The organism is Streptomyces sp. AN091965 (genome assembly GCF_022698285.1).
Classification (GTDB): domain Bacteria; phylum Actinomycetota; class Actinomycetes; order Streptomycetales; family Streptomycetaceae; genus Streptomyces.
Genome location: NZ_JALDMY010000001.1, coordinates 8821930 through 8835411, shown reverse-complemented (window position 1 = coordinate 8835411; position 13482 = coordinate 8821930). Strand labels below are relative to the sequence as shown.

1 protein-coding gene and 1 pseudogene are annotated in these 13482 nt (G+C 72.9%); both read right to left on the bottom strand.

The annotated features are described in order from the left end of the window. Positions 1-89 precede the first annotated feature (89 nt). Entirely contained in the window at positions 90-6998 is a 6909-nt protein-coding gene (locus MQV74_RS36285) for an SDR family NAD(P)-dependent oxidoreductase (RefSeq protein ID WP_374120744.1), read from the bottom strand. 112 nt (positions 6999-7110) lie between these two features. After that, positions 7111-13431, bottom strand: a pseudogene (locus tag MQV74_RS36280) (type I polyketide synthase); the annotation flags it as partial. Positions 13432-13482: the final 51 nt, after the last annotated feature.

Sequence of the window (13482 nt, the reverse complement as noted above, 5' to 3'; positions counted from 1 at the left end):
CCACCCACGACGCCGACGCTCCGCGAGCCGTGGGCCGTGGGCCGGGACCGCGAGTCCCCCCGGAGGTCTCCGGGGGGACTCGCGGGTCGTCAGGTGTCGAGGTCGCCGAGCATCATGTCGATCAGGTCGTCGTCGTCCATCGCGTCGATGGAGTCCGTCTCCTTCTCCTCGGTGCCCTTCTCGGCCTGGTCCTTGCCGCTCGCCAGCTCGGTGAGAGTGTCGAGCAGACCCGCGCGGCGCAGCCGCTCCAGCGGGATCGACGTCAGAAGGGCACGGATCCTGGCCTCTTCCGGATCGACGTCCGGCTCGGCCGGGCCGTCCGTCGCCACCCGGCCGCGCAGATACTCGGCGAGCACCGCGGGCGTGGGGTTGTCGAAGATCAGCGTGGAGGGGAGGCGGAGCCCGGTGGCCGAGTTCAGCCGGTTACGGAACTCCACGCCCGCCAGCGAGTCGAAGCCGAGGTTCTGGAAGGAGCGGTCGGGCTCGATGGACTGGGCGCCGCTGTGCCCCAGCACCATCGCCGCGCTGCCGCGCACCAGATCGAGCAGCGCCCGCTCGAGTTCGGCTCCGGCCAGACCGGCCAGCCGTACCTTGGCCGATTCGGGAGCGGTCGTCTTTCCGCCGCCCGCCGCCTTGCTCCGCGCCCGGACCACACCGCGCAGCAGGGTGGGGATGTCGGTCTGGCCGCTGAGCGCGGAGGTCTCAAGCCGCATCGGCACGAGCAGGGCGTCCTCGCTCATGGCGCCGGCGTCCAGCAGACGCAGACCGCCCGCCATGGACAGGGCCGCCATGCCCTCGCGCGCCATGCGCACCATGTCCGCCTGGCTGAGGGTGCCGGTCATGCCGCCGGCCTGGTCCCACGGGCCCCAGGCCAGTGAGACCGCCGGGAGGCCGAGGCCGCGCCGGTGTGCGGCGAGCGCGTCAAGGAACGAGTTGGCGGCGGCGTAGTTGCCCTGTCCCGGGCTGCCGAACACACCGGCGACGGAGGAGAACACCACGAACTCCGCCAGGTCCGTCTCCCGGGTCAGCTCGTGCAGGTTCCACGCCGCGTCGACCTTCGGCTCGAAGACCGCGTCGATCCGCTTCGGCGACAGGGTGTCGATGACACCGTCGTCGAGTACGCCCGCCGCGTGCACGACCGCGGTCAGCGGGTGGTCGGCGGGTATGCCGGAAAGCACCCGCTCCAGCGAGGCACGGTCGGCCACGTCACAGGCCGCCAGTGTCACCGACGCGCCCGCCTCGGTCAGTTCGGCCGCGAGGTCGGCGGCGCCCTCCGCGTCCGGCCCGCGCCGGGAGACGAGCACCAGGTTGCGCACCCCGCGCTCGGCCACCAGATGACGTGCCACCTCGCGGCCCAGGCCGCCGGTGCCGCCGGTCACCAGTACCGAGCCCTCGGGGTCGAGGGTCCGGGGCATGGTGAACACGTTCTTGCCGATGTGCCGGGCCTGGCTGATGTACCGCACCGCGTCCGGGGCCCGCCGCACGTCCCACGCCGTCACCGGGATGGGGTGCAGCGCACCGCTGTCGAAGAGCTCGACCAGCTCGACCAGCATCCGCTGGACCCAGTCGTAGTCGGCCGCGACCAGGTCGTACGCCGTGTACTTCACCCCGGGGTGGTCCTGGGCGACGACCTCGGGGTCGCGCACGTCGATCTTGCCCATCTCCAGGAACCGCCCGCCCCTGGGCATCAGCCGCAGGGAGGCGTCGACGAACTCGCGGGCGAGCGAGTCCAGCACCATGTCCATGCCCCGGCCGCCGGTCGCCTCCATGAAGCGCGGCTCGAAGTCCAGGTCACGGGAGGAGGAGATGTGCTTCTCGTCGAATCCCATCGCCCGCAGGGTGTCCCACTTGCCGGGGCTGGCCGTGGCGTACACCTCGGCGCCGAGGTGGCGTGCGAGCTGTACGGCCGCCATGCCCACACCGCCGGTGGCGGTGTGCACCAGGATGGACTCGCCCGCCTGCAGCTCGCCGAGTTCCACCAGGCCGATGTAGGCGGTCAGGAAGACCACCGGCACGGAGGCACCCTGCGCGAACGTCCAGCCGCGCGGCATGCGGACGATCTGCCGCCGGTCGGCGATCGCGATGGGCCCGAACGAGGCGTTGATCATGCCCATGACCCGGTCTCCGGGGGCCAGGTCGGTCACGCCCGGGCCGACCTCCAGGACCACACCGGCGCCCTCGCCGCCCATGGTGGCGTTGTCCTCGGGGTACATGCCGATGGCGATCAGCGCGTCACGGAAGTTCAGACCGGCGGCACGCACCGCGATCCGGACGTATCCGGGGGCCAGCGGCGCCTCCGCCGCGGGGTCGGGCAGCAGCGAGAGGTTGTCCAGGGTGCCGCCGCCTGTGGTGCCGAGCTTCCACGCCGAGGTGCCGGCGGGGGCTTCGAGCACCCGCCCGGAGGCGTTCCTGGCGAGCCGGGGGACCAGCCCCTGGCCGGCGCGGACCGCCACCTCGCGCTCGCCCGCCGCCATCGCGGTCGTCACCAGACCGGCGGCCGCGGTGGCCGATTCGGCGTGGCGGTCGAGGTCCACCAGCAGGAGTCGGCCCGGGTTCTCCGTGGCCGCCGAGCGCACCAGTCCCCACACGGCGGCGTTGGACAGTCCGGCGACGCCGTCGCCCGGTCCCGCGGCGACCGCGTCGCGGGTCACCACGACCAGCCGGGATCCGTCGAACCGGTCCTCGGCGAGCCAGGACTGCACCAGGGCCAGCGCCCGGTGGGTGGCCTTGTGGGTGGCGTCGGCGATGTCCCCGGCGTCCGGTCCGGCGGGCTCGGCACCGCACCAGGCCCAGACGACGTCGGGCAGCGCGGCACCCTCGTCGAGGGCGGTGACGAGCGCGTCCACTCCGGTGTACTCGGCGTGCTCGACACCGGAGGCGGCGAGCAGTTCGCCCACCCGCGCCCGGTCGGCGCCGACCACCGCCGTGGACACACCGACCCCGGCCGGGTCGCCGCCGCGGGCGGCGGCGAGCACGTCCCAGTTGGCCCGGAAGAGCGTTCCGTCACCGCCGGTGGAGCGCGGTCCTGACGCGAACCGCTCGGCCGCCACCTCCCGCACCACCAGCGACTCCACCGAGGCGACGGGCGCACCCGTGGCGTCGGTCACCAGCAGCGCGACCGTGTCCTTGCCCTGCGGGCGCAGCCGCACTCGCACCCGTCCGGCGCCCACCGCGTGCAGGGTCACCCCGGTGAAGGAGAACGGCAGGGTCACGCGTCCGCTCTCGCCGCCGAAGTCGCCCATCTCCATGGCGTGCAGAGCGGCGTCGAGCAGGGCGGGGTGCAGACCGAACCGTCCGGCTTCCTGAGCGGCCGAGTCCGGCAGCGCCACCTCGGCGTAGACGTCGCCGTCAAGGCGCCAGACCGACTCCAGGCCCTGGAAGACCGGCCCGTATCCGTAACCGACCTGGGCCAGGCCCTCGTAGAAGCCCTCCATCGGCACCTGCTCGGCGCCCGGGACGGGCCACTGCAGCAGGCTGTCGGTGACCGCGGCGCCGCTGTCCGCCTCGAGGACGCCCTGGGCGTGCCGCACCCACTCCTCCCCCGGCTCGTCGCTGTCGGAGCGCGAGTACACGCCCAGCGGCCGTATGCCGGACTCGCCGACGGGGCCGACCACGAGCTGGACGCGGACGCCGCCCTGCTCCGGCAGGAGGAGCGGCGTCTCGAGGGTGAGTTCGCCGAGCCGTCCCGCCCCGGTCTCGGCGCCCGCGAGCAGGCCGAGCTCCACGAATCCGGTGCCGGGGAAGAGCACTCCGCCGGCCACGGCGTGGTCGGCGAGCCACGGGTGGGTCTGCAGCGACAGGCGTCCGGTCAGCACCGTACGGTCGCCCTCGGCCAGTTCGGTGAGGCCGCCGAGCAGCGGGTGGTCCACCCTGCCGAGGCCGACGCTCCGGGCGTCGCCGGTCACGGCGCCGCCCGACTCGAGCCAGTACCGCTTGTGCTGGAAGGCGTAGGTCGGCAGGGCGACGCGGTGTGCGCCGCGCCCGGAGTACACCGCGTCCCAGTCCACGCCGATGCCGTTCGCGTACAGGGTGGCGACCGCCTCCGCCAGCGTCTGGGCCTCGGCGCGCCCGGAGCGGGCCAGGGGCACGAAGGCCGCGTCGGCGCCGACGGCGTCCAGGCAGTCCTGGCCCATCGCGGTCAGCACGGCGTCGGGGCCGAGCTCCACGCACGTCGTCACGCCCTGGTCGGCGAGGCGGCGCATGCCGTCGTCGAAGCGGACCGCTTCCCGCACATGGCGGACCCAGTACTCCGGGGTGGCCAGTTCGGCGCCCGCGACATCGCCGGTGACGTTGGAGATGACCGGGACGGCCGGGGCCGAGTACGCCAGGCAGGCGGCGATCTGGCCGAACTCCTCCAGCATGGCGTCCATCCGGGGGGAGTGGAACGCGTGGCTGACCCGCAGCCGCTTGGTCTTGCGGCCCTGGGCCTCCCAGTGGCCGGCGAGTTCGAGCACCGCGTCCTCGTCGCCGGAGACCACCACCGAGGTGGGGCCGTTGAGCGCCGCAAGGGACACCTGGTCCTCGCGGCCCTCCAGGCTCTCGGCCACCTCCTGCTCCGATGCCTGGACGGCCACCATGGCGCCGCCCTCGGGCAGTTCCTGCATCAGCCGTCCGCGGGCCGCCACCAGGGCGCACGCGTCCTCCAGGGACAGCACCCCGGCGACGTGGGCCGCGGCGATCTCGCCCACCGAGTGCCCCATCAGGAAGTCGGGGCGCACGCCCCAGGACTCCAGCAGGCGGAACAGGGCCACCTCGAAGGCGAAAAGACCGGCCTGGGTGAACATCGTCTGGTTGAGCTCGTCACCGGTCGCGGCGGCGTCGTCGTCCTCGGGGCCGAAGACCACGTCGAGCACGGAGGTCCCGAGGCGGACCTCCAGGTAATCGCACGCCTCGTCGAACACGTCGGCGAAGAGCGGGTAGGTCTCGTGGAGTTCACGGCCCATGCCCAGCCGCTGGGCGCCCTGGCCGGTGAACAGGAACGCCACCCGCTGCGCCGTGGACCTGCCAAGGACCAGGCCCGGCGCGTCGGTCTCCTCGGCGAGTGCCGCGAGGCCGCGCAGCAGCCCCTCACGGTCGGACGCCACCACCACGCCACGGTGTTCGAGCGCGGCTCGTGTCACGGCGGACGACCATCCGACGTCGACCGGCCTCGCGTCGGGGTGGCGCACCACGTGCTCGCGCAGCCGCGCGGCCTGCGCCCGCAGCGCCTCCTCGCTCCTGGCGGACACCAGCCAGGACACGGGCTGGGAGGCCGTGTCCGCGTCGGCGTCGGCGTCCGTGATGGGGGCCGGCTCCTGCGGCGGGGCCTGTTCGATGATGGCGTGCGCGTTGGTGCCGCTCATACCGAACGAGGAGATACCGGCCCGGCGTGGCCGCCCGGTCTCCGGCCAGGCGCGCTGCTCGGCGAGCAGCGCCACACCGCCCGACGACCAGTCCACGTGCGGGGTCGGTACCTCCACGTGCAGCGTCTTGGGCAGGATGCCGTGGCGCATGGCCATCACCATCTTGATGACGGCGCCCACACCGGCCGCCGCCTGGGTGTGGCCGATGTTCGACTTGAGGGAGCCCAGCCATACCGGCTGCCCCTCCGGGCGACTCTCGCCGTAGGTGGCGATCAGCGCCTGCGCCTCGATGGGGTCGCCGAGCGAGGTTCCGGTGCCGTGCGCCTCGATCACGTCGATCTGGTCCGCGGTCAGCTCGGCGTTGGCCAGCGCCTGCCGGATGACGCGCTGCTGGGAGCGCCCGTTGGGGGCCGTCAGACCGTTGCTGGCGCCATCCTGGTTGACGGCGGAGCCGCGCACGATGGCCAGCACCTCGTGGCCGTTGCGCCGGGCGTCGGAGAGCCGCTCCACCAGGAGGACGCCGACGCCCTCGGCCCATGACGTGCCGTCGGCCTCGGCACCGAACGCCTTGCAGCGCCCGTTGGAGGAGAGCCCGCGCTGGCGGCTGAAGAGGATGAAGTCACCCGGGGTCGGCATGGTGGCGACGCCGGTGGCGAGCGCCAGATCGCACTCCCCCTGACGCAGCGAGTGCGCCGCCTGGTGCAGGGAGACCAGCGACGAGGAGCACGCGGTGTCCACGGTCCACGCCGGGCCCTCGAAGCCGAAGGTGTAGGAGATGCGCCCGGCGGCGACGCTGCCCGCGATGCCGGTCAGCGCATAGCCCTCGAGGCCGCTCTTGGTGCTCTGGAGGTGGGGCCCGTAGTCGTGGTGCTCCGCGCCGGTGAAGACGGCGGTGCGGCTCCCCCGCAGCTCGGTCACGTCGATTCCGGCCCGCTCGAAGACCTCCCAGCTGGTCTCGAGGAGCAGCCGCTGCTGCGGGTCCATGGCGAGCGCCTCACGCGGCGATATGCCGAAGAACTCCGCGTCGAACTCGGGCGCGTCGTGGATGAACCCGCCCTCGGTCGCGTAGCTGGTGCCGGGGCGGTCCGGGTCCGGGCTGTAGAGCGCCTCCAGGTCCCAGCCGCGGTCGGTGGGGAACGGCGTGATGGCGTCCACGCCCTCGGAGACGACCTTCCACAGGTCTTCGGGGCTGTTGACGCCACCGGGGAAACGGCAGCTCATCCCGACGATCGCGATGGGGTCGTCCGAGCCTACGACGGCACGCGCGGGGGCGGCCTCGTCCGTGGCCACGGGCACGATCCGCCGGTGGAGGTGGTCGACCAGTTCGCCGGGGGTCGGGTGGTCGTAGGCGAGCGTCACCTCGAGGGTGAGCCCGGTGGCGGCGACCAGCCCGCGGTGCAGAGTGACCGCCGCCAGCGAGTCAAGGCCCAGGTCGAGGAACGAACTTCCGGCGTCGAGAGTGCGCGGCGACCCGGACCGCAGCGCCGCGGCTACGTGTGCGCGTACCAGGTCGAAGAGGACCCTGCGCTGTTCGACGCCCGGCAGTTCGTGGAAGTCCGGACCGAGGGAGGGCGGTTCAGGGCTCTCGCCACGGCCCGGTCCAGCCTGCGCGATGGAATCTCCCGAGTCACTGGACCCGTTCAACATGGTGCTCACCTAACTCCTGCCTTGGGTAAAACCCTGCGTCAAAGCTGTGTGCCGCGCCGGCCTCGGCTGCGGCGTGGGGCGCCCGCCCGCGGGCCGTCGGTGCGGGCGGGCGCGTGATGCACTAGAGGCTGGCCACCCAGTCCTCGATGGCCTGTGCGGTGGTCCCCGCCTGCTTCTCCACCATCGTGAAGTGGGTTCCGGGTACGTCGATCACGGAGTCGGCCGGCCAGTCCGACTGCCAGCCCGCCGCGTCCGGGTCCACCTCTCCCATCGGTTCCGCCGCACGGACGAGAAGGCTGGGAACCGCGCTCTCCGGCGGCTTCCACCCCTCGAACAGATGCAGATACCACCCCATGGCGGACATCCGGACACCCTCCATGGAGACGAGGGCGTCCCGCTCGTACATCTCGTCGAGCATGGTGTTCTCGAACTGGCCGATGATCGCGCTGTCCGGAAGGTAGGTGTCCAGCAGGACGACTCCCGCGGGCGGTGTGCCCTGGCTCTCCAGAGCGGCGGCCACCGAGTGGGCGACCATTCCGCCGGCCGACGAACCGACCAGGACGACCGGGGCGCCGTCGGCGTACTCCGAGACGATCCGCGCCTGGAGGCGGAACAGCGCCTCCGGGGTGGCCGGAAGGCTCTCACCCTGGACGAACCCCACGGCGGGCAGGGCCGCGACGTCCCGGCTGCCCCGGAAGGGGGCGGCGAGCTGCGCGTACTGGTGGACGCCGCCCAGCGCCATGTAGGAGGAGCAGCACATCAGCCAGGGGTGCTCGGCACCCCGGGAGAGCCGCACGGGCCTGATGGTCCCCTCGAAGTCGGCCGGGTCCTCGAAGGTGGGACGCAGCCGCGCGGCGTTCACCAGCAGATCCATGCCGATCTTGGTCTTGCCCTGCGCCGCCGCCTCCCGGAAGAGGGAGCCGAGGGTGTCGGGCGCGTCCGCCTGCGACGCCGGAGGCGCAGTCGCGGGCGTCGACGTGGCGGCCTGGGCCGACGGCGGCTGGGGCTGGCGGTCGGTGGGAGCGGACGCGATCCCGGCCGCGAGCCGGGGCCGCAGATAGGACACCAGCTCCAGGGGGCGCGGGTGGTCGAAGACCACCGTGGTGTCGAGGCGGAGGCCGGTGACCGCGGCAAGCTGGTTCCGGAACTCCACCGCCGTAAGGGAGTTGAAGCCCATCTCCATGAACTCGTGGCTGGTGTCGACCTCGTCGGGTGACGTGTACCCGAGCACCGCGGCGGCGAGCGTACGCACCAGTTCGAGCAGCGCCTCCTCGGTCTCGGTCTCCGAAAGGCCGGCCAGTCGCTGGCGCAACTGGGCGGACTGGTCGCCGGCCTCGGACTCGACCGCCCGGGCCGTACGCCGGACCACGGGCTCCGGGACGACGGCACGGAACACGGCGGGCATCGCGGCCCCCTGGGCGCGCAGCGCACCCAGGTCGAGGCGGGTGGGGATCACCACGGCCTGGCCGGAGGTGACGCCCTCGTCGAACAGCTCCAGGCCCTCCTTGGAGGAGAGCGGCACCAGACCCGACCGCGCCACCCGGCGCAGGTCCCCCTGCCCGAGGTGCCCGGTCATGCCGCCGGCCTCTTCCCACAGGCCCCACGCCAGCGAGACGCCCGGCAGCCCCTGGGTACGCCGCCACGACGCGAGGCCGTCCAGGAACACGTTGGCCGCGGCGTAGTTGCCCTGTCCGGCCGCGCCGAGCACACCGGCGGCCGAGGAGAAGAGGACGAACGCCGACAGGTCCATGCCCGCGGTCAGTTCGTGCAGGTTCCAGGCCGCGTCCACCTTCGCCCGCAGCACCGCGCTCACCCGCTCGCGCGTCAGGGACGCGAACAGCCCGTCGTCGAGCACCCCGGCCGCGTGCACCACTGCGCTCGGCGTGAACCCTTCGGGCAGCCCCGAAAGGACCGCGGCGAGCGCCTCGCGGTCCGCGGCGTCGCACGCCTCGATCACCACGTCGGCGCCCGCGGCCTCCAGCTCGGTCCGCAACTCGGCGGCACCGTCCGCCTCCGCCCCACGGCGGGACAACAGCACCAGCTTCCGGACGCCGTGCCGGGTGACCAGATGCCGGGCCACCAAGCCGCCCAGCAGCCCTGTGCCCCCCGTCACAAGGACCGAGCCGGAACCGAACACCTCCGGCTCCTGAGCCCCGCCCGAGAGCGGCGCCCGGCCAAGGCGCGGCACGCGGACCTCGCCGGAGCGCACCACCACCTGCTCCTCGCCGGAAGCCACCACGCCCGCGAGCAGCCCAGCCGACCGTTCGACGTCATCGATGTCGACCAGCACCACCTGGCCCGGGTTCTCCGACTGTGCCGAGCGCACCAGCCCCCACACGGCCGCGCCCGCCAGATCCGTCACACCGTCACCGGTGTCCACGGCTCCCCGGGTCACGAGCACCAGCCGGCTCCCCGCGAACCGCTCGTCCGCCACCCAGGACTGGACGGTCTCCAGTACCTCGGCGACCCGCGCATGCACCTCGCCCGCCACGGCCGAGCCGTCCGAAGCCACCGGCAGCACCACAGTGCCGGGCATGAGCGTGCCCGACGCCACGGCGTCACCGAGCGCCACCGGGTCCGTGTACACGTCGGTGGTGACGCCCGACGCCTCCAGAGCGGCGCCCACGCCGAGGCGGTCGTCGCCAAGGACCACCGACCAGCCCGACGCCACGCCCTCGGCGGGCTCGGCCGCGCCCGCCGTCCACTCCATGAGGAACAGCGCGTCACCGGTCTTCCGGCTCGCGTTCCTCAACGCGTCCGCCTGCATGGGCCGCAGAACGAGTGAGTCGACCGACGCCACCGGGCGGCCCGACGTGTCGGCTATCGCCAGGGACACCGCCTGGCGCCCGTCCGGGACCACCCGGACGCGCAGCGCTCCCGCGCCGACGGCGTCCAGGGAGAAGCCTCGCCACGAGAACGGCAGCAGAGTGCCCGCGCTCGGCGCGTCGTCGCCGCCGCGTACGTCCTTGCCCACGCCGATGGCGTGGAGGGCCGCGTCGAACAGCGCCGGGTGCAGGCCGAAGTACTTCGCGGTGCCGAGCTGGTCCTCGGGCAGTTCGACATCGGCGAACACCGCGTCACCGCGTCGCCAGGCACGCCGCAGCCCTTGGAACGCGGGGCCGTAGCGCAGCCCGTGTTCGGCGGCGTGCTCGTATCCGCCCGAGATGTCGACCGGCTTGGACCCGGAGGGCGGCCACTTCGCGAAGTCGAAGGAGGCGGCCGGGCCGGGCGGGGTGAGCACACCGTGTGCATGTCGTACCCACGGTTCCCCGAGGTCGGCCCGGTCATCGGCCGACTCCGGTCGTGAGTACACGCTCACCTCACGATGGCCGGCGGCATCGGCCTCCCCCACCTCGACCTGGATCTGCACCCCGCCGCGCTCGGGCATCACCAAGGGCGCCTCGATCACCAGCTCATCGACCCGGGGGCACCCCACCTGGTCACCCGCTCGGGCGGCCATCTCCATGAAGGCCGTCCCGGGTACCAACGCCATGCCCTGCACCGTGTGATCGGCGAGCCAGGAGTGCGTGGCCATCGACAACCGCCCGCTGAGCAGCACCCCGCCGCCGCCCGCCAGGGAGAGCACGGCGCCCAGCAGCGGGTGCCATACCGTTCCGAGGCCCACCGAGCCGACGTCGCCGACGGCCGCCATGGAGTCGAGCCAGTAGCGCTGACGCTGGAAGGCGTACGTGGGAAGGGCCACCCGCCGCGCGCCGCGCCCGGAGAACACCCGCTCCCAGTCGACTGCGGCGCCATGGACGTGGAGTTCGGCGACGGCGGTCGTCAGCGCCTGGACCTCCGTCCGGTCCTTGCGCAGCACCGGCACCGTCACCGGGCCGACCGCGGCCCGCTCGCTCAGACAGTCCTGGACCATCGCCGACAGCACGGCGTCCGGGCCGACCTCCAGGAAGGTGTTCACCCCCTGCGCCTCAAGGCCGCGTACGCCGTCGGCGAAGCGCACGGCCGCGCGCACATGCCGCACCCAGTACTCCGGCGAACACACCTCGGCGTCCGAAGCCGGTTCTCCGGTGACGTTGGAGACGAAGGGGATGGCCGACGGGTTGAGCACGAGCCCCTCGACGACCTTGCGGAAGTCGTCCAGCATGGCGTCCATGCGGGGCGAGTGGAAGGCGTGGCTGACCCGCAGGCGGCTCGTCTTGCGCCCCTGCTCCGCCCACTGACCGGCGATCTCCAGCACCGGCGCCTCGTCACCCGCGATCACCACGGCCGTCGGTCCGTTGACCGCCGCGATGCTCACCTCGGCCTCACGACCGGCGAGCGACGCCGTGATCTCCTCCTCCGACGCCTGGACGGCCACCATCGCGCCGCCCTCGGGCAGCGCCTGCATCAGCCGACCACGCGCCGCGATCAGCGTGCACGCGTCCTCCAACGAGAACACCCCCGCCACATGCGCGGCAGCGATCTCACCGATGGAGTGACCGATGAGCACATCCGGCCTGACACCCCAGTGCTCAAGCAGCCGGAACAGCGCCACCTCGACGGCGAACAGCGCGGGCTGCGTGAACGCCGTCCGGTCCAGCAGCTCGGCATCCGCGCTGCCTTCCGCCGCGAACATCACGTCCCGCAGCGGACGGTCCAGCACGACGTCCAGGTGCGCGCACACCTCGTCCAGCGCACGGGCGAACACCGGGAAGGCGTCGTACAACTCCCGCCCCATGCCAAGGCGTTGCGCACCCTGACCGGTGAACAGGAACGCGGTCCTGCGACCCTTCACCGCCTGTGCCCTGACCACGCCCGGAGCGACCTCGCCCTGAGCCACGGCCCGGAGACCACGCAGAAGGCTTTCGCGGTCCTCGCCGATCACCACCGCGCGGTGCTCGAACGCCGACCGGGACACCGCCAGGGAGTAGCCGACGTCCGCCACCGGTGCTGCCGCGAGATCGTCGTTCCGCGAGGATCCCTGAGCCGTCAGACGCGTGTGCAGCCGCTCGGCCTGTGCCCGCAGCGCGGCCTCGCCCTTGCCGGAGACGAGCCACGGCACGACGGAGGTGGCGACCGTTCCGGGTGCCTCGGCTCCCGGGCCCTCCTGCGGATCGGCCGGCCCCGGCTCCTCGGCTTCGGGGGCCTGCTCGATGACGGTGTGCGCGTTGGTGCCGCTGATCGCGAAGGAGGAGATCGCCGCCCGGCGGGGCCGGCCCGTCTCCGGCCAGGGCCGTGCCTCGGTCAGCAGTTCCACGGCCCCCGCCGACCAGTCCACATGCGGGGTCGGCTCGTCGACGTGCAGCGTCTTCGGCAGGACGCCGTGCCGCATCGCCATCACCATCTTGATGATCCCCGCGACACCCGCCGCCGCCTGCGCGTGACCGATGTTCGACTTGATGGACCCCAGCCACAGCGGCCGGTCCGCCGGCCGGTCCTGGCCGTAGGACGCGATCAGCGCCTGCGCCTCGATCGGGTCACCCAGCGTGGTACCCGTACCGTGCGCCTCCACCACGTCGACGTCGTCCGGGGTGAGTCCCGCGTTGTCGAGCGCCTGCCGGATCACCCTGCGCTGCGACGGGCCGTTGGGGGCCGTCAGGCCGTTGCTGGCGCCGTCCTGGTTCACCGCGGAGCCGCGCATCACCGCCAGCACGGGGTGGCCGTGGCGGCGGGCGTCGGACAGCCGTTCCACGAGCAGCACGCCGACGCCCTCGGACCAGTTGGTGCCGTCCGCGGCAGCCGCGAAGGGCTTGCAGCGGCCGTCGGAGGCGAGTCCCCGCTGACGGCTGAACTCGGTGAACGTTCCGGGGCCGGCCATCACGGTGATGCCGCCGGCCAGGGCGAAGTCGCACTCGCCCTGGCGCAGCGCCTGCGCGGCCAGATGCAGCGTCACCAGGGACGACGAACACGCCGTGTCCACCGTCACCGCGGGGCCTTCGAGGCCGAGGACGTAGGAGATCCGGCCGGAGGTGACGGCGGGCGTCTGGCCCGTCATCAGATGGCCTTCGACCTCTTCGGCCTCGATCGGTCCGGCCGCGCCGTACCCCTGGAAGGCGGCGCCCATGAACACGCCGCCGGTGGTGCCCTTGACGGACAGCGGGTCGATGCCCGCCCGCTCCAGAGCCTCCCAGGACACCTCAAGCAGCAGCCGCTGCTGGGGGTCCATCGCCAGCGCCTCACGCGGGGAGATGCCGAAGAACACGGGATCGAACTGCGCGGCGTCGTGCAGGAACCCGCCCTCGTTCACATAGCTCGTGCCCTGGCTGTCGGGGTCCGGGTTGTACACCTCCTCGTGCCAGCCGCGGTCCGTCGGGAACGGTGAGAGTCCGTCGGCGCCGTCCGCGACCATGTTCCACAGCTCCTCGGGAGAGCTGATCCCGCCGGGGAAGCGGCAGCTCATCGCGACGATCGCGATGGGCTCACGCTGCTTCGTCTCCACCTCCTGAAGGCGCTGCCGGGTGCGGTGCAGATCGGTCGTCACCCTGTTGAGGTAGTCGCGGAGCTTCGTCTCGCTCACTGTGTGCCGTCACTTTCTTTAAAGTCAGGGGGTCAG